The organism is Treponema parvum (assembly GCF_017893965.1).
GTDB classification, from domain to species: domain Bacteria; phylum Spirochaetota; class Spirochaetia; order Treponematales; family Treponemataceae; genus Treponema_D; species Treponema_D parvum.
Window position 1 is genome coordinate 423,015 of the sequence record NZ_CP054142.1, and the last position, 17,666, is coordinate 440,680.

Annotated in this window: 13 protein-coding genes and 2 tRNA genes; 9 read left to right on the plus strand and 6 right to left on the minus strand. The window is 45.0% G+C overall.

All coding sequences use genetic code 11. The features are described from left to right. Positions 1 to 12: 12 nt before the first annotated feature. Positions 13 to 2,622 carry a bifunctional acetaldehyde-CoA/alcohol dehydrogenase gene (adhE, locus tag HRQ91_RS02000; protein WP_210120023.1) on the minus strand — a complete coding sequence of 870 codons (2,610 nt, stop codon included), beginning with the start codon at positions 2,620 to 2,622 and terminating at the stop codon, positions 13 to 15. A 363-nt stretch (positions 2,623 to 2,985) separates the two neighbouring features. Between adhE and HRQ91_RS02005 the strand changes: the two genes are divergently transcribed. From HRQ91_RS02005 to fabZ, 6 genes are all read left to right on the plus strand, one after another. Then, positions 2,986 to 3,567, plus strand: coding sequence for a type IV toxin-antitoxin system AbiEi family antitoxin domain-containing protein (locus HRQ91_RS02005; RefSeq protein ID WP_210120024.1), 582 nt, complete (start codon positions 2,986 to 2,988; stop codon positions 3,565 to 3,567). Positions 3,568 to 3,644: 77 nt separating this feature from the next. Continuing rightward, positions 3,645 to 4,616 (plus strand): hypothetical protein, encoded by a 972-nt coding sequence (locus HRQ91_RS02010; RefSeq protein WP_210120025.1) that lies wholly within the window; start codon positions 3,645 to 3,647, stop codon positions 4,614 to 4,616. A gap of 345 nt (positions 4,617 to 4,961) precedes the next feature. Beyond that, the gene (locus HRQ91_RS02015; RefSeq protein WP_210120026.1) at positions 4,962 to 5,918 is read left to right on the plus strand and encodes an ACP S-malonyltransferase; all 957 of its coding nucleotides are present in this window, start codon (positions 4,962 to 4,964) and stop codon (positions 5,916 to 5,918) included. Between the two features lie 23 nt (positions 5,919 to 5,941). Then, positions 5,942 to 6,688, plus strand: a complete 747-nt coding sequence (gene fabG / locus HRQ91_RS02020) for a 3-oxoacyl-ACP reductase FabG (protein WP_210120027.1) — start codon at positions 5,942 to 5,944, stop codon at positions 6,686 to 6,688. A gap of 193 nt (positions 6,689 to 6,881) precedes the next feature. Continuing rightward, positions 6,882 to 8,135 (plus strand): beta-ketoacyl-ACP synthase II, encoded by a 1,254-nt coding sequence (gene fabF / locus HRQ91_RS02025; protein ID WP_210120028.1) that lies wholly within the window; start codon positions 6,882 to 6,884, stop codon positions 8,133 to 8,135. An 18-nt stretch (positions 8,136 to 8,153) separates the two neighbouring features. Continuing rightward, entirely contained in the window at positions 8,154 to 8,585 is a 432-nt protein-coding gene (fabZ, locus tag HRQ91_RS02030) for a 3-hydroxyacyl-ACP dehydratase FabZ (protein ID WP_210120029.1), read from the plus strand. A 185-nt stretch (positions 8,586 to 8,770) separates the two neighbouring features. On the opposite strand, the gene HRQ91_RS02035 is transcribed toward fabZ, so the two are convergent. Further along, a tRNA-Thr gene (locus tag HRQ91_RS02035) sits at positions 8,771 to 8,843 on the minus strand. A 61-nt stretch (positions 8,844 to 8,904) separates the two neighbouring features. Beyond that, positions 8,905 to 10,152 carry a Crp/Fnr family transcriptional regulator gene (locus HRQ91_RS02040; protein ID WP_210120030.1) on the minus strand — a complete coding sequence of 416 codons (1,248 nt, stop codon included), beginning with the start codon at positions 10,150 to 10,152 and terminating at the stop codon, positions 8,905 to 8,907. A 187-nt stretch (positions 10,153 to 10,339) separates the two neighbouring features. Here HRQ91_RS02040 and HRQ91_RS02045 point away from each other — a divergent pair, with 187 nt between their 5' ends. After that, positions 10,340 to 11,200 carry a PHP domain-containing protein gene (locus HRQ91_RS02045; protein WP_210120031.1) on the plus strand — a complete coding sequence of 287 codons (861 nt, stop codon included), beginning with the start codon at positions 10,340 to 10,342 and terminating at the stop codon, positions 11,198 to 11,200. A 116-nt stretch (positions 11,201 to 11,316) separates the two neighbouring features. Next, positions 11,317 to 12,912, plus strand: a complete 1,596-nt coding sequence (locus HRQ91_RS02050) for a YifB family Mg chelatase-like AAA ATPase (RefSeq protein WP_210120032.1) — start codon at positions 11,317 to 11,319, stop codon at positions 12,910 to 12,912. Position 12,913: 1 nt separating this feature from the next. On the opposite strand, the gene HRQ91_RS02055 is transcribed toward HRQ91_RS02050, so the two are convergent. Beyond that, a tRNA-Leu gene (locus tag HRQ91_RS02055) sits at positions 12,914 to 12,996 on the minus strand. A 536-nt stretch (positions 12,997 to 13,532) separates the two neighbouring features. On the opposite strand from HRQ91_RS02055, the gene HRQ91_RS02060 reads away from it, so the two are divergent. Next, a complete protein-coding gene (locus HRQ91_RS02060; RefSeq protein ID WP_210120033.1) occupies positions 13,533 to 15,398 on the plus strand; it encodes an IdeS/Mac family cysteine endopeptidase in 1,866 nt (621 codons plus the stop codon). Positions 15,399 to 15,572: 174 nt separating this feature from the next. Here the strand turns inward: HRQ91_RS02060 and HRQ91_RS02065 are convergent, their stop codons facing one another. Beyond that, positions 15,573 to 16,076: a hypothetical protein gene (locus HRQ91_RS02065; RefSeq protein WP_210120034.1), complete on the minus strand. Its 504-nt coding sequence runs from the start codon at positions 16,074 to 16,076 to the stop codon at positions 15,573 to 15,575. A 213-nt stretch (positions 16,077 to 16,289) separates the two neighbouring features. Further along, a complete protein-coding gene (locus tag HRQ91_RS02070; protein WP_210120035.1) occupies positions 16,290 to 17,633 on the minus strand; it encodes a DUF1015 domain-containing protein in 1,344 nt (447 codons plus the stop codon). Positions 17,634 to 17,666 lie beyond the last annotated feature (33 nt).

Sequence of the window (17,666 nt, forward strand, 5' to 3'; positions counted from 1 at the left end):
CCGACAATATTCTTACTTTTTCCCGTCTCTTCCGTAATAGGAGTTAAGATAAATTTCTTTGATTTCCGACATAAGCGGATACCGCGGATTGGCGCCGGTACACTGATCGTCAAAGGCGGCTACAACCATATCGTCCAAAGTCGCAAGGAAGGCTTTTTCATCCGGGACATAGTCTCTTATGGTGGGTTTAATGCCTACTCTGGCGCTGAGAGCTTTTACAGCTTCTATGAGGGCTTCCACCTTTTCCTCGTCGGTTTTACCTTTAAGTCCGAGCATTTGAGCGACTTCCGCATAGCGGTGTCCGGCCTGAGGATAGGCGTACTGCGGGAATGTCCCCATTTTTACAGGAGTTTCGGCCGCATTAAAACGGATTATCTCAGGTAAAAGAACGGAGTTTGCAATTCCGTGAACTACGTGGTGGAACGCTCCCAGTTTATGCGCCAAAGAATGACTTATCCCGAGGAACGCGTTTGCAAAAGCCATACCGGCCATCGTCGCCGCGTCCGCCATTTTTTCGCGCGCTACCATGTCTTGGGCGCCCTTGTCGTATGCTCTCGGCAGGTATTCAAAAATATTTTTAAGAGAACGCATCGCAAGCCCGTCCGTATAATCGGTTGCCATTACGGAAGCGAGCGCTTCAAGGTTGTGAGAAACCGCGTCGATTCCCGATGCGGCGGTAAGACCTTTAGGACCGTCTTTCATCATGTCCGCGTCAATTATTGCCATATTCGGTAAGAGTTCGTAATCGGCAAGAGGGTATTTCGCGTTTGTTTTTTCATCGGTTATTACGGCAAACGGAGTAACTTCCGACCCTGTTCCTGCAGAAGTGGGAACGGCGATAAAGTATGCCTTTTCTCCCATCTTAGGAAAGGTGTAAATGCGTTTTCTGATGTCGCAAAAGCGCATAGCCATGTCCTGAAAATCCACTTCCGGATGCTCGTACAATACCCACATTATCTTACCCGCATCCATAGAGGAGCCGCCGCCCATCGCTATTATGACGTCCGGTTTAAAAGCCGTCATGGCGGCGGCTCCGGCTTTTGCGGCGGAAAGAGAAGGATCCGGCTGTACTTCAAAGAACGTGGTGTGCGTTATTCCCATCTGATCGAGTTTATCCGTGATCGGTTTCGTATATCCGTGTGCAAACAAAAATTCGTCCGTAACTATAAACGCGCGTTTTTTGTTCATTACGGACTTTATCTCGTCGAGAGCCACAGGCAGACAGCCTCTCTTTACGTATACTTTTTCGGGGCAGCGGAACCACAGCATGTTTTCTCTCCTTTCTGCAACGGTTTTAACGTTTAACAGATGTTTTACGCCTACGTTTTCCGAAACGGAATTTCCTCCCCATGAACCGCAGCCCAGGGTGAGGGAAGGAGTGAGTTTGAAATTATAAAGGTCTCCTATTCCTCCTTGAGAAGAAGGTGTGTTTATGAGAATTCTTCCCGTACACATCTTTTTTTCAAATTCAGCTATTTTTTCTTTTTCGGTTGAAGCGTTTATATAAAGGGATGAAGTGTGTCCGTAGCCTCCGTCGGCTATGAGATGTTCGGCTTTTTGCAGCGCGTCGGTGAAATTTTTTGCCTTGTACATTGCGAGTACCGGAGAAAGTTTTTCATGTGCAAATTCTTCTGAAATATCGACGCTTTCAACTTCGCCTATAAGAATTTTTGTTGCTTCAGGAACCTTTATGCCTGCCATTTCGGCTATGGTAAAAGCTTTTTGTCCCACTATTTTTGCATTGATGGCGCCGTTTACAAGAATGGTTTTACGAACCTTATCCGTTTCTTTCGGATCAAGGAAATAACAGCCCCTGTCGGCAAATTCTTTTTTTACTTTTGCATATATTTTTTCATGTACGATAACGGACTGCTCGGAAGCGCAGATCATTCCGTTATCGAAAGTTTTGGAATGAATTATCGAACTGACCGCGAGCAGTATGTCGGCCGATTCGTCGATGATGGCAGGCGTATTGCCCGCTCCTACGCCGAGCGCGGGTTTGCCGCTGGAATACGCGGACTTTACCATTCCAGGTCCGCCGGTTGCAAGGATAATATCGGCTTCTTTCATTATAAGGTTTGTGAGTTCCAGAGAGGGTTCGTCTATCCAACTTATTATACCTTCCGGAGCTCCCGCTTTTACCGCTGCGTCAAGAACAACCTTCGCTGCGGCGATCGTACATTTTTGGGCTCTCGGATGAGGGCTTATTACTATCCCGTTTCTGGTTTTAAGCGATATGAGGGTTTTAAAGATCGCAGTTGAAGTAGGATTTGTAGTAGGAATGACGGCGGCGATTACGCCGATGGGCTCGGCGATCTTTTTTAAGCCGTAACTGTCGTCCTCTTCGATTATCCCGCAGGTTTTTGTGTTTTTATACGCGTTGTATATGTATTCGGAAGCGAAATGATTTTTAATAACCTTGTCTTCCACAACGCCCATACCGGTTTCTGCCACAGCCTGCATTGCAAGCGGAACGCGCATTTGGTTTGCTGCCGATGCGGCGGCTTTAAATATGGCGTCTACCTGCTCCTGTGAAAATAAAGAATACTTTTTTTGCGCGGCACGGACGCGCGCGATTTCTTCTTCCAGTTTTTCAGCAGAATTTACAAATATATGTTCCATGTTTTTCTCCTGCCTCTATTGACCGATTATCGCATCGGCAAAGGCCTTTGCCGTATATCTATCACTTTTTTGTTTCGTTGTTAATAAAAAAGCATTTTTATAAGTTTTAAAAGTAAAAAAATATTTTAAATTCTCCTGAAAGTATGATAATATTATACTTATAGGAGAATAACGTTCGATTTCAACCGCTGAAATATCTCGGTTCCGTAAAACTTCGAACCGCTTTGCAAACGCACCGATAATGTGTGCTCTTGCACTCTGAAAACGCCGCCGATAATGTGCAGTGCCGATCATGTGTTGCGCCGTTAATGTGCCGTTTGCGTTTAAAACTGTGCCGTGGAGATTTGTGCCTGAGGTTATGATATGATAATGGACAGCCGAACGGTTCTTTATAAGCTTAAAGAGTATAAGTCGCCTAAATCCAAGATAACGCAGCTTATAAAGAAAAACGAACTCGTACAGATCAGGCGCGGATTATTTGAAACGGATCCTTCGGCGCCCCCCTATGCGCTTTTATCAGCCGTTTACGGTCCTTCTTATCTTTCGTTTGAATATGCGCTTTATTGGTATAATATTATTCACGAGCGGGTGAGCGTAATTACGGGGGCCGTATTCGGAAAAAATAAGATAAAAGAATTTCAAACTCCTTTCGGGTACTATCTATATCAGCCGGTGCCTAAAGCCGTATATCCTTACGACGTGGGTATTTTCACTGAAAACGGTTACAGCTGGCAGATGGCGTCGCCTGAAAAAGCTCTGTGCGATACTCTTTATAAAGCGCCACCTTTAAAAAACGTGTCCGAATTGCAAAGCATGCTTTTCGATTCTTTAGGAATGGAAGAAAGAGTTTTGCGATCTTTGAAAAGGAACGACATAAGGTTTCTTGCGCCGCGTTACGGACGTAAAAACACCATGCTATTATTGCAATTTTTAGAAGGCGCCTGAAATAAAACGATTGTGGGCGCGCGCCTTTATTTAAGGTTCGTGCGGAAAAGGTTTAGGTTTTGTGAGGAAAATATAATATGACCAGCGTCGTCGCTTCAATGATAAAAAGTTTCGGCTGTAAAAATCCCATGGAATATAAGAATGCCGTAAAAGAGATCGTTCAAGGAATTATCTTGTGCGGATTGAGCCGGGCAGGTTTTTTTTCCAAGGCGATTTTGTGCGAAGGTTGTGTTTTAAGGACGTTCTACGGTTTGGATTCTTTTACAAGCAGTATGAACTTTTTACTTAAGGAACCGGATACGGATTTCAGTCTTCCGTATTATCTTACAGTCGTGCGTTCGGAGCTCAACGCAAACGGTTTTTCCATGACTTCCGAAAAGCAAGAGACGACTTTTTCGCGCGGTCGGGGCTTTCCCGGCTTTTCACTTGACGATGTCGCCTCCAAAGCCGTAGATTCCTCATCGCCAAAAATTCCGCACGTCGCGTCCGCAGTTTCCGCGCTGTCGGCAATTTCGACACAGCCTGCAAATTTTTCATATAAATTAAAGATAAGTCCGAACGAACCTTTGGTTTCAGGCGTCGCTCCCGATGAAAATATCTTAATTTTTTTTGAAGTGTACGGACGCCTAGCCTCCGGCGCGACATACGACGTGCGCTATATTCTTTTACCTTCTCCGTATTCGGTCTGCGTTCTTGACCTTCCGTCGTTATTCGCAAGAAGTATTTATAACATACTGGGGCGGCCGGAAGGCGATCGTTTTTTATGGCACGCGGTATATGAATACGTGTGGTTTGTTTCGCATTCCGTTTCGGTAAATATGAATTATTTAAATTCATGTCTTGAACATAATGAACATAACGGCGGAAATCCTGAGGGCAGGGAAGCTGCATTGGAAAACCTTAAAGCTATGCTGGAACTGCGTTTTAAAAAGATAAATTTTCACGAGGCAAAGGGAAGTCTAAGGCCCTTTGTCGAAGATCAGGAGCAGCTCGGTTTGTGGAGTTTCGATTTTTTTGAATCCATCACAAAAAAACTTTCGGCCGTTTAAAAGCGGCGCGCAACCGGAACCTCGCCTTGAGCATTCCGTTTTCAGAATTCGCCATTCTGTTGGCACGCTGAAGAGCGAAAAATTCCGAGTTTACTAACCTCGGAATTGAACCGAATTTTTAATTTCACTTGACAATTTTTGAGAATTCGTTATTCTTATAGTAATTTATAAATGACACTTTATCATAAAATGTCATTTATAAATCCGGCATCTCCGGCGACTTTTGTGTTTCGAATGAGACGTGAGTTTTCGGAAGGCGGACGCTTCCGCCGAAGCCTTTTTTGAAAAAAGAGAGGCGTTTTTGCGGATCTGTTTTATTCGGTCTATTTTAAGACGAGGTTTTTTATGGCAAAAAAATATGCGTTTTTATTTCCTGGACAGGGCGCTCAGACGCCCGGAATGATGAAAGATGTTTGCGAGGCCTTTGTTGAAGCTCGCAAGTGTATCGATAAAGCTTCCGAGATCACAGGTGAAGATATCACAAAACTCCTGTGGGAAACCGACGCTTCCGTTTTAAGCAGAACTGACCGCAGTCAGCTTGCGATCACGGCGGCGTCTCTTGCAGTCGCTGCAGCGATTAAGTCCAAAGGCGTTGAACCGTCTTCCGTTATGGGTTTCAGCTTAGGCGAATTTCCGGCGCTTTATACGGCCGGAGTTCTTTCATTTGAAGACGTGATTAAGGTTGTTCAACAGCGCGGAAAAATCATGCAGGGCGTATGTGAGGAAATCGCCGCCGCAAACGAAGGACACGCTCCCGGCATGGCGGCCGTCATAGGTCTTGAACCCAAAAAAATTATTGAAATCACAAAAAGCTGCGAAGGCGCTTATGCTGCAAACATGAACAGCGAAAAGCAGACGGTTATTTCCGCCACCGCCGCTGGTCTCGATCAGGCCGAAGCGAAATGCAAGGAAGCCGGCGCCCGCCGCTTTATCCGCCTTGCGGTTGCGGGGCCGTTTCACAGCCCGCTCATGCAAAAGGCGGCGGCAGGATTTGAAAAGGCTATAGAGAACGTCGCTTTTAACGATCCTAAGATCGCTCTTTTCAGCAATGTCAGCGGAAAAAAAGTGACAAAAGGAAGCGAAGCAAAGGAGGCGGCCGTTCTCCATTTGACGCATCCCGTTTTATGGACGGACGAAGAGGTCGTTTTAGGTTCGACGATCGAAGGCGATACGTCAAACGAATGGGCTGTTTTGGAAGTAGGCCCCGGAAAGGTGTTGAGCGGATTATGGCGCGATACAGCATTCGGTGAAAAATGGCCTTCAATACCCGTAGGTACCGCTTCCGACATTAATTCATTATAAATAAAGGTTTTAGAGGTGAATATATGGATCTGCTGAAAAATAAAAAAGCCCTTGTAACGGGCTCAAGCCGCGGAATAGGACGAAAGATAGTTGAAGTTTTTATGGAAAACGGAGCCGAAGTTTGGGGGTTGTGTTCTCATCCTTCCGCCGCCAAAGCGGATCTTGAATCTTTTGCGGCACGGCACGGCACGAAATTCCACGAAATTTGTGCGGATGCGGGAAATCACAGCGAACTGGCGTCCGTAGTTTCTTCCGCGTTAAAAGAATCCGGCGGATTTGACGTGCTTGTAAACAATGCCGGAATTACAAAAGACGGCCTTTCTTTCCGTATGAAGATGGAAGATTGGCAAAAAGTTATCGATATAAACCTTACGGGGGTATTCGTTGCGACGCAGATAGTTTCCAACGATATGATTCATAGAAAATCCGGTTCGATAATAAATATGTCGAGCATTTCAGGCGTTCACGGAGAAGGCGGACAGACAAACTATTCCGCAAGCAAGGCGGCTCTCATAGGGTATACTAAGGCGCTTTGTAAAGAAACCGGAAGCCGCGAAGTTCGCGTAAATGCGGTTGCTCCGGGTTTTATCGACACCGATATGACGCGCGCCGTAAAAGAGGAAATTCGCGAATCCTGGGTAAAACATATTCCCATGCGCCGCGCCGGTACGGTTGAAGAAGTGGCAAATACCGTCTTATTCCTTGCAAGCGATTTGTCTTCATATATTACGGGACAGGTCATAGGAATTGACGGAGGATTGGGCGCTTAATTTGCGCGTAAAATAAAATTTAGCGCCGGCAAAGTTTTAAACGGCGTCATGCCGGCAAGGGTTTGCGTTGCAGACCGTTTTATAAACCGTGTCTTTTGCTTAGAAGTCGAAAGCTGCGGTTAAAGCAAAATAATATTATAAAGCCGAACCGGAAACGGAAGTTTCCTTGGTTGCTTTTATTTGGGAGATTTTTATGGCACAGAGAAGAGTTGTTATTACCGGAATGGGAGCTGTAACACCGTTGGGAAATTCCGTGGAGGAAACTTGGGCCGGAGTTAAAGCGGGTAAGAGCGGTATCGCGCCGATTACGCATTTTGATACGAGCGATATAAACGTTAAATATGCCGCCGAAATAAAACATTTTGATGCGTCAAAATACATGGATCCGAAAGAAGCCCGTAAGATGGCTCGTTTTACAAAGTATGCGGTAGCAGCCGCAAGAATGGCGCTTGAAGATGCAAATCTTATTGATAACAAAGAAGTTCTTGACAACGCAGGCGTATTTTTGGGCGTAGGGATAGGCGGATTTGAAGTTACCGAAGAAGGCTGTATCCGTTATCATGAATCGAACCACCAGAGAGTGCCTCCCATGACAATTCCCGAACTTATTCCCAATGAAGCTGCAGGAAATATCTGCATGCAGTTCGGAATTCACGGACTTTCTCATACCGTAGCTACGGCCTGTGCCAGCGGCTGCGACGCTTTGGGAGACGCTTTGGATCTCATACGTGCGGGGCGCCTTGACGTTTGCCTTTCAGGCGGAGCCGAAAGCACCGTTAACGGCTACGCAATGGTCGCCTTTGACGTGCTTCAAACCCTTTCCAAATCATTTACGGACGATCCTACAAAGGCCAGCCGCCCGTTCGATAAAAAACGAGAGGGCTTTGTTATGGGCGAAGGAAGCGCTATACTCATCCTTGAAGAATATGAGCACGCAAAGAAGCGCGGAGCAAAAATCTATGCGGAATTAGCGGGTTACGGCGCTTCAAGCGACGCTTATCATCTTACGAGTCCCGATCCTTCAGGTGTTTGCGGTTCGCGCTGTATGATTGCCGCAATGAAAGATGCGGGCGTAAAACCTGAAGACATTCAATACTATAACGCGCACGGAACGTCGACACATATAAACGATCCTTCCGAAACAAAGATGATAAAACTTGCTTTCGGTGAAGAGCAGGCAAAAAAACTTAAAATTTCATCTACAAAGAGCATGACGGGACATTGTTTGGGAGCTACGGGCGCTATCGAGGCTATGATTTGCGTAAAAGCGATAGAAGACGGATTTTTCCCTGCGACTATCAATCTTGACGAGCCGGACGTGGAAGGCGGTTGCGATCTTGATTACATCCCGAACAAAGGATATGAAGGGAAAATCGATTGCGCTATGAGCACGAACTTCGGGTTCGGCGGACATAACGGCGCAGTCGTCATCAAAAAAATGAAATAGAATTTTTTAGGAGAACTAATGGCAGGAACAAGAAACATAGAAATATTGCTGCCTCATCGCAGTCCGTTTTTATTTGTCGACGAGATTATAAGCTGCGATGACGAAGGCAGCGTAAGCAAACGAAAATTTACGGAAAAAGATTTCTTTTTTAGAGGACATTTTCCGAAATATCCGGTGGTTCCGGGTATGATACTCGTAGAAGCAATGGCACAAGCCGGCGGAGCTGCGTTGAGCTTTCAGAGAAAATTTGAAGAAGGCAGTTTATACTTTTTGGGAACGGTAGATAAAGTAAAATTCCGTAAGCAGGTTAGGCCGGGCGACATTGTCCGAATGGAAATAAAAAATTTGCGCGTAAGCAAAAACATGATAAAACAGTCCGGAAAGGCCTACGTCGGCGGAACTCTTTGCGCCGAAGCCGAATGGATGTGTCTGGTCGGCATAACGGTTTAGCAGATTACCGCGCTTTAGGGGGCGGGGATTACGAATGCGGCCTTTGTGCGGCGGGTTTTGCGCTTGTGGCGGTTTTAACGCCCCATATAGCTGAAAGATCTACGCCGTAAATCGGTTTTTAAACATTCGTATCCGCCTTCCTTTTATTTAAAATAAAAAAACCGCCTGAAAAATCAGGCGGCCAGAGCCAACTTTGTGACTCGAACACAATACCTGCTCATTACGAATGAGCTGCTCTGCCGGGTGAGCTAAGTTGGCTTAAGTAGTGATAACTTATCAATTTACATGCCGTAAGTCAAGCCCTTTTGCATATAAGATTTTAATTTGTTTTTTGAACCGATTTTGTGTCGACGATGCGTTTCATGTCGGTTATATTTGAAACTATCATATAATTTTCAAAGACTTCGAGTTTGCGTTTTTCAATGAATTTATTGATCTCTTCTCTTGCGACCTCGGGAGTAAGTCCTGCCCAATGAGCGACCGACGCGATTGTCAAGTTGAATTTTCGCGAGCGATCTTCGATATTTTGAACGGGGTTCATTTCATCGTACATGACGAATACGTCTGCGATTCTGGCCTGCAAATCGCTTATTACAAGGATGTTGAGGCGGCGTTTTTGATCGTATATCCTTTTACAGAAAAGTTTTAAAAGAATAAGCGCGATTTGAGGGTTTCCGGCGATGAGCGATTGAAAATTCTCTTTATTGAATTCCAGCAGCTCTACTTGATTTATCGCCACACAGGTAGCCGAACGCGGCGAATTATCGAGGATGGCCATCTCGCCGAAAAATTCTCCTGGTTTAAGTATGTCGAGGTTTTTCTTCGCACCGTTTACGCATTTTACAAGCTGCACTTCGCCTGACTGTATAAGGTAAAAGCAATCTCCCGGTTCAAATTCCGAAATAATTACCTGATCCGGCTCAAACATTTTGGCAAAACGCTCAAAGGCCGGGAGAGAAAATTGTTTTAGAGCGCCCTTTGCCGGAGCCGCGTTTTGAGCGGGAAGAGTCCTGTGCTTTCTCGCCGTGGTTTTGTCGTATCTCAGCTTTGCGTCGGCATATAATTTGGCAACCGTCTCTTTGAGTTCTGAATTGGGAAACCGAGTAAGCAGCTTTATGCATACGTCGCAGCATGAACGGTATTGTTCGTCATTGTAAAAACTTTTTGCTACGGAAAGCATTCCCGACGCTTGATTTATTTCTTCGCTGTTATGCAGTATGGATTCGATCTTTTTGTGCACCATCCGCAGCTGGTGAGAAAAGACTCTCAGCATCTTTATGATAACGTCTTTTTTCGAGCTGAAAAGCGTTTCAAATTCCGCTACGTTCATCGTGATCACTATGCTGTCGGTCAATACGGTTGCCGTTTCTTCACGAGGAAAATGCCCCAAGGCCGATTTTACACCGAAAAATTCTCCGGTCTTCACCTGTTCGGTAATTTGAGAATTTGATTCTATGTCGTGGGTGGTAAGAATAACTATTCCGCTTTGAAGTATGAATACTCTGTCATCCTTATCGCCGGAAAAGTAAATGATCGAACCTTTTGTGTATTTTACCGCTTTTGGCATTTTCTTGTGTCCATTAGTCTAACAAAAATTATAACAGGTTTTCCTAAAAAATCCTTCTATAATTTTTATTTTCGTTGTTTTGATATACCATGTTCCTCTGAAAACCGCCTGGTTTTTAGAGTTTCCCGTATATTCCGTACTATAGCATAGAATATCACAAAAAACGTATTTATGCTATTCTATTTTTATGATAGATCTGCATTCTCATTCTACTGCGTCGGACGGACAGTACAGCCCTGCTGCATTGGTTCAAAAAGCCGCATCCGAAGGAGTTCGCGTTTTAGCCCTTACCGATCACGATACCTTAGCCGGACATGAAGAAGCTTCGGAAGCGGCAAAAAAAGCCAGCATCGTTTTTATTCCTGGAACGGAACTTGAAATTGAATGGCCGACGGGAGAATTTCATCTGTTGGGACTGGGAATAATGCCCGGTTCAAAAAAATTAGCGAGTATCATTTCATATCTGCAAGATGAACGCAAGCGAAGGAATTCTCTTATCGTGCAAAAGATGAGAGACGGCGGCGTTGATATCACTATGGATGAAATGGAAAAAATATTTGCCGGACAGACCGTTGGGCGGCCGCATTTTGCCGACCTGCTTGTTTTAAGAAAGATCGTAAAGACTCGACAAGAAGCGTTTGACAAGTATTTTGCGCGCGGCCGCCCCTGGTACATACCGCGCAAAGGCGCCGACCTGCAAGAGGCGGTAGAGGCTATCCTCGCCGCTTCGGGAGTTCCCGTTATCGCGCATCCGCTTTCTCTCTATGTCTCGTGGGGAAAACTTGAAAATACGCTTCGCGGCATTTACGACAGCGGTGTTCAGGGACTTGAAGCGTGGCATCCGGGCGCGCGCGTTGTTGATGCGGAGCGCATTGAAGCTATGGCGCGGAAAATAGGTTTTTTTGTAACGGCCGGAAGCGATTTTCACGGTGAAAAAGTCAGAGCCGAACGCAGACTCGGGCATACTTCAGGCGGAAAAGCTATAGAAGATCGTTTTTGGACAGAAGAACTTCGCCCTCATTTAAAGAATTTTACGGAAACTTTTTGACCGGAGCCGGCTGGAACACGGAACGAGCAAATCCGATATGGGATTCGGTGTTCTTTTTGAAAGGATCCTTTTGCAGAATTTTATAAAACGCGCGCATTTTATAATCAGAGGGTTAAATGAGGATCTTTTCGTTTTCTCCGTTCGGTTATGAAGGCGCTTTAGTTTCAGTTGAAGTTGACTTACGGCGCGGCATTCCTTCCGTAGATTTGGTCGGACTTGCGGACGGAGCCGTAAGGGAATCGCGGGAGCGCATGCGCTCGGCAATCTGTAACGCGGGTTTTGAATTTCCACAGGAAAGGGTTTTAATAAGTTTATCTCCCGCAGATTTAAAAAAAGAAGGAGCCGGTTTTGATCTGGCGATAGCTTTGGCCGTATTGCAGGCTAAAAAGCAAAAGGATGAAAAGCCGAAACGCTTTTTACCCGAAAACAATGCGGACTACGGCGGCTACGGGGATTACGGCGGCGAAAAATCAATTCTCGTTATGGGGGAACTTGAGCTTTGCGGGAATGTGCGTCCCGTCCGCGGAATACATGCCGCTGCGGAAACCGCGGCTTCGGCCGGAATAAGATATTGCATAGTTCCCGCCGTAAACTCAAGCGAAGCGCAAGAAGTGTGCGGAATGCGCGTGTTTTCCGCTGCGACTCTAAAAGAAGCGTTTTTCGCTTTGGAAGATACTTCCGCTTTTAAAGAATCTTCGGATTCGGCCGGCAGAGAGATTCTTTTTGAAGACGATTTTGTAGAAATAGGCGGAATCGCTTTTTCTAAGGTTACGGCCGGTTTTGAATTTTCGGATGTCGTGGGGCAGCCGTTTTTAATCCGCGGCTTACAGATTGCGGCGGCCGGCTTCCATAATCTTTTGGTATTCGGGCCTCCCGGCTGCGGAAAATCGATGGCGCTGCAAAAATTTCCGGCTTTGCTTCCCCTTTTAACCGTCGAAGAATCGCGTCCCGTCACAAGGATTTATTCTTTGGCGGGAATTCTCCCGGTTGAAAAATCACGCGTACGCCTTCCGCCTTTTAGAATGCCGCATCAAACCGCCAGCATCGAAGGCCTTTGCGGAGGAGGGCCGGCTTGTAAACCCGGAGAAATCTCTTTGGCGCACAACGGCGTCTTATTTTTGGACGAAGCGCCGGAATTCAAAACCTCCGTGCTCCAGATGCTGAGAGTTCCGCTTGAAAGCGGATACGTAACCCTAAGCCGCGCCGGGCGATCTTCGGTTTATCCGGCTTCGTTTCAGCTTCTCATGGCGGCTAACCCGTGTCCCTGCGGAAATTTCGGTTCTAAAAACAAAATTTGCTTATGCAGCACGCATTCAATCGAACTGTATTGGAAGCGGTTTTCAGGTCCCTTGCTCGATCGCATAGACATGCGCATCCGCACCGATATTCCTTTTACTGCCGAAAAATTTTCTACGGAAGAACTCAGAAAGGGCGTTGCCCTGGCGGTAAAAATGCAGCGGAAGCGGCAGGGAAAAAGAAACGCTAGACTGAACAGTGACGAAATAGCGACTTTTTGCAGATTGTCGGACGATGCCGAAAACTTTCTTGACGCGGCTTCAAAAAGATACGGGTTTTCTCCGCGGGCGTCGGCTTCCTGTTTAAAACTTTCGCGGACTGTCGCCGATCTGGAAGGGAGCGAAGATATTAAAACGGAGCATATAAAGGAAGCCGTGGAATACAGAAAAAATTCGGGAGGAATAGATTTTGTGTGATTACCGGCGAAGAGACTTGAACTCTTACATCATTGCTGACAAAGGATTTTGAGTCCTTCGTGTCTACCATTCCACCACGCCGGCGAGTATAAAAAATATAACAAAAATTTCAGATTTTGACAAGCCGCATGTTTTTAGACTTATGTTCAGATCGGCCGCCGCCCTGCAGCACACGGACGCACCGCGCGGATGCCGTGTCGCACAAAATAGCCGCGTATTTTTGCCATGCAAAAATACGGTAGTGAGCGGTACATGGATGTACCGCGAACGGCCACTGCTCGGATTTACTCTGATAAGTCTGGAGAAGAAAAATGCTCCGGCATTTTTCTTTTATAGAGACGCTCGCAAATCCTGCGCCACTGCTCGGATTTACTCTAAAAAGTCGAAAGTAAAAAACGACTAGGTCGTTTTTCTTTTATAGGAGGCGCTCGCGATTTCTGCGTTTCCCTCGAAATCGCTCGTTTAAGTCGAGAGTTGAAAAACGCTTAGTGCGTTTTTCTTTTATCGGACACGCACGCAAATCGAAAGATTTGCGTGCTCTTGCCACTATCGTCCATTTATGTTAGTATAACGTATCTAAAAATATGTTTAAAAATAAACCTATGATTTGGAGGATTATTATGCCGAAAATTCATTGGGCTTTTTTATCTGCGTTTTTATTTGCCTTTTCCTTATTATCTGTATCATCCTGCAAACTTGACGCATCGTTAGACGACAGCCCAACCGACAACCATATTCCTGTTACGGGTATTTATGTTCCGAGCAATGAAGTTAATCTCAGTCTTGTAAAAGGTACCGACTATCGGTTAACCGCTAGAGTTATTCCCTTTGAAGCCGGAAATCAAACTTTGACTTATTCGACGGATACTGCCGATATCATTTCCGTAAGTGATTCGGGAATTGTGTCGGCGAAGGATGTGGGCGGTCCCGTTACCCTTACGATAAAAGCCGCTAACAATGTGCAACGACAGATTGGCGTTACCGTTACGGCGGCTCCTGTTCCGGTTACAAGCATTGTGTTTGAACAAACGGTACCTACCTCTTTATTTATCGGTGAAAGCTATAGAATCATGGCAAAAGTACAACCTGATGAAGCAACGAATAAAGAGCTTACCTACACCGCAGACAATAATAGTGCACATGTAGCTTCCGATGGTACGGTAACTGCCCAATCGGAGGGAACTGTAAACATAACCGTAAAGTCGCAAAGCGATCCCGAAATCATAGCGACTGTTACTATCACCATAAAACAAAGACCCTCAATTGAACTGATAACAGAAGAAATGACGAGTGAAAGCAGTGAATCAAATCTGAATCTTGAAATAAAAACGCTCAACGGGAAGCTTTCATATACGCCTAAAATTGTTGGAGAAGGAAGCAGCTGGCTTACCGTTGTTCACATAGACAACACTACAGATGTAGAAAAAGATACAATACACCTAAAAGCTGCTCAAAATAAAACCGTATGGAAGCGAACTGCCTATATTAACTTCGAGGATGAATCCAATCAAGTGATCAAAAATGCCGATGGAAAAAAACTCGAGGTAAAAGTAGTTCAGAAAGAGAACGAGAACCCAACTGTAAGAATACAATGGGTTCATGGCATAGATGCTCCGACTCCGAGTGAAAAGACAGCAATTCCGGTTCCTCATGTCGGTCAAGCTAAAAAATTTTATTGGAATGATGAAAATATTTTCTTCTGGTATGAAGGTGATAATACGAAATGGTTCAACAATAGAAAGGCAAAGCCCGTAGGTGCAGTTGCTACCGACGGCGGCGATAGCAACCAATGCTGGGCTAAAACTGCTTCCAATATGTTACATTGGTGGTTTTTACAGAATAAAGAAAACATAGACAATTACATAACAAAGAAAAATATAACAGGTGCTGAAAAAGATAAGTATCAACATTTTTATTACCGGAATTTTTCCGATAATCAAGAGCCGGAGAAAAGTTATATAGCAAAAACTTTCAGGACAAAGGCACATAACGGAGAGCTAGGGGGATATGTTATAAGCGGTCTTGCATGGTATCTCTACGGTAATACAAGTGCATCACACCCCAGCACCCCCACATACGAAGGACCTGCTTTATTCAAAGATGTGTTTAGCAAAGAAGACACTCCTATTGAAGATAAAATTGTTATGAACAAAGTTGAGTTTGAAACAGTAATAACCGAAGCGCTTAATTCCCAAAAAGCAATCGGACTACACATGCGGGGTACAAAGGGCGGAAAAGATTATGGCCATGCAATAACACTTTGGGGTGCGGTCTTTGATGGAGAGGGAAATATTATTGCAATCTATGTTGTTGACAATAATTATAAGGAAAACAGGATATTCCCTTACGGAATCTACTATAGAGATGGTCGCCCTTACATTTTTAACTATCCAAACAATGCATTCGCTACTGATAGGTATGTGGGTGAAGTAATTACCCTAGACAAAGGCGAAGAGCTGTGGCAAGAATGGTTTAGAACACATTAGTAAGCAGCTTTTACAAATAACAAGGCGGCTGTAAAAAGTTCCGCGGGGCTTTTTCAGCTGCGTTGTAACACAAATACATTAAAAGAATACCGCGCAAGGTCTAAAAAAAGCGCACTCATAACGAGTGCGCTTTTTTTTCAGACGTTTTTCTTTTTTAAGGTAAAACTTTTTTTCTTAGTCTTTAGCGCTAAGGATTTCAGTAAAGGTGGGGCTGCGTACCCTTTCAAATTTTCTCGTCGTACTATTGCCGCCGGATGTTTCTACCATTGTCAAGCTGTTACCTTTCAAGGAGAGGTACGCATGGATCGTGTCGGAGCCTCTAACAAATATCAATTTTGTGTCCTCTACGTAGTACGAAATATCCCAGTCTCCCATTTTGTAAAATCCGTCTTTAGAAGGGTCTGTAAATCCCGTTTGTTTCTCTGCATTGTAAATCTTGTTTTGATATAGACACATATACGGCTGTATTAGAGTAGCGTTTGGCGCACCAGGCCCCGGATGAGGGTGTATTTGTATGGGGCTGGTTCCTTCTTGAGTTGAAACTTCTCTCCATACGCGTTTTATCGCATCGGAAAAATCTTCCTCCGAAGAAGAACACGAAGTAAGCGCCAAACTTAAAGCGAGTAATGCGGTTCCCGCTAAAAATAAAAATAGAGGCTTTTTGTTTAAATTTTTCATTGTCTACTCCTATCCTACAAAATTAACTGTCCAAAAACTTCCGCTCTTGGACGGTTTCCCTGATTTCCGTGCACTTTTTATGCCTCATATTAGCAAATATGCGTTTATTGGGGCAAGCGGGCGCTCGTTACAGTGCGCCCGCTTTTTATCGCTGCAGCGTTAGCCGTTTAGCCGCCGTCATAGGCTGGCCGGCTGTACCATAGCGAGAGCTGTTTAAAAAAGCCTGCGGCATTCCATATAAAATCGTTTTTCGTCGGCTTCTCCCATTGAAAAACTCTTTCGCGGCAGCGCGCCGCGGTCTCTTATCGTTTTAAAAAAACTTTCTTTATCGACCGGCGGCAAAAGAAGAGCGACGACGCCGTCTTTTGCTCCCAATGAAAAAACTTCATCGCTTCCGTGAATGTAATCGATCGTTATGTCTATGCCTTTTTTTGTTTCGCCGCCGATAAAAAGATCAAGCTCGGGCTGCAGGCCCGCTACGAGCAGGTCTTTAAAAGAAGTTTTGATGTCAAGATATTTTACCTCTCCTTCTTTCGTATAAACCATCCCGAAGTGTTCGCCTTTGGAATTGTCTTTTACCCGTTCTTTCAGCTCTTTTGCCGATCCGCATTCCATGACGGTTCCGGAAAGTTTGTTTTGTAAAAATAAAATAAGTTTTTGCGGATCCGCATTGAACAAAACCCTGTGAATCGGCTCGAATGTTAGACCCGAGTCGTATATGTTTACGATTTCAACAAGGGCATAACGTATGCGGCTGTTTATGACTTCATCTTCGGGAACTCCTTTTTCGTAAAGTTCTTTTTTATACTCTTCCCAGACCGCCTTTGCCGTTGCCAAAGAGTGGTTTCCGTCGCCGACGGCAAACAAAAACACCGAACCTTGCGGATCCGTGTTCTTTTGAGCGATGATTTTTAGAGCCTTTTCGATGTTTTGTATGTCTTCCGCTTTATCTATTCCCCAGCCCGTTATGCTTCCTCCGTTTTGCATGAGATTTCCGCTGTATTCGGGCTTTTTGCCTGAGAGTTTTACGCGCCTTCCCGCTTCTTCAATGAAAATGTGTTCAAAATCGTTCACCAAGAGCATTATGTGCGGAATTTCAAGCGGAGCCCCTTTTCGTATTTCCATTCTCGGAGGAATACGCGACGCAATGGTCGCTTCCGTAGCCCTTATAGGCGCCTTGCTGCCGGGTTTCCAGTCATAGGTTTCAAGGTCGATTGCGGCGACAAGACCTGAGCGCGTGCGACCGAAAGCGGTTGTCCTTTCCGTGTATATGAATTGTTTTTTCGGCGCTGCAAAAACACCGTTGTCCAAATAATCTTTCATAGTTCGCCTTATATCTTGGATGCGGGCGTTTTTGTCCGGTTCGTCAAGATAAACTTCAGGCAGAATCATGTTTAGAGTCGAAGCTTTGCCGCATGCGAGTTCCTTTGCTTTTTTCCAATAGTCCTTGTTTTGTGTGTATTGGTCGCAGGCGATCACGGCCCATGTTTTCGTGTCTACGTTTTTCGGTAATAGAATTTCGGGAACAAAAATTCCCGCTTTATTTAATATTTCCATGTTAAAAATATATCAGTAAGAAATTTTTTGTGC

Bases quoted from the DNA above. Each gene is read 5' to 3' on its own strand.
- adhE (WP_210120023.1), bottom strand. From the start codon at position 2,622: ATGGAACATATATTTGTAAATTCTGCTGAAAAACTGGAAGAAGAAATC.
- HRQ91_RS02005 (WP_210120024.1), top strand. From the start codon at position 2,986: ATGATAATGGACAGCCGAACGGTTCTTTATAAGCTTAAAGAGTATAAG.
- HRQ91_RS02010 (WP_210120025.1), top strand. From the start codon at position 3,645: ATGACCAGCGTCGTCGCTTCAATGATAAAAAGTTTCGGCTGTAAAAAT.
- HRQ91_RS02015 (WP_210120026.1), top strand. From the start codon at position 4,962: ATGGCAAAAAAATATGCGTTTTTATTTCCTGGACAGGGCGCTCAGACG.
- fabG (WP_210120027.1), top strand. From the start codon at position 5,942: ATGGATCTGCTGAAAAATAAAAAAGCCCTTGTAACGGGCTCAAGCCGC.
- fabF (WP_210120028.1), top strand. From the start codon at position 6,882: ATGGCACAGAGAAGAGTTGTTATTACCGGAATGGGAGCTGTAACACCG.
- fabZ (WP_210120029.1), top strand. From the start codon at position 8,154: ATGGCAGGAACAAGAAACATAGAAATATTGCTGCCTCATCGCAGTCCG.
- HRQ91_RS02040 (WP_210120030.1), bottom strand. From the start codon at position 10,152: ATGCCAAAAGCGGTAAAATACACAAAAGGTTCGATCATTTACTTTTCC.
- HRQ91_RS02045 (WP_210120031.1), top strand. From the start codon at position 10,340: ATGATAGATCTGCATTCTCATTCTACTGCGTCGGACGGACAGTACAGC.
- HRQ91_RS02050 (WP_210120032.1), top strand. From the start codon at position 11,317: ATGAGGATCTTTTCGTTTTCTCCGTTCGGTTATGAAGGCGCTTTAGTT.
- HRQ91_RS02060 (WP_210120033.1), top strand. From the start codon at position 13,533: ATGCCGAAAATTCATTGGGCTTTTTTATCTGCGTTTTTATTTGCCTTT.
- HRQ91_RS02065 (WP_210120034.1), bottom strand. From the start codon at position 16,076: ATGAAAAATTTAAACAAAAAGCCTCTATTTTTATTTTTAGCGGGAACC.
- HRQ91_RS02070 (WP_210120035.1), bottom strand. From the start codon at position 17,633: ATGGAAATATTAAATAAAGCGGGAATTTTTGTTCCCGAAATTCTATTA.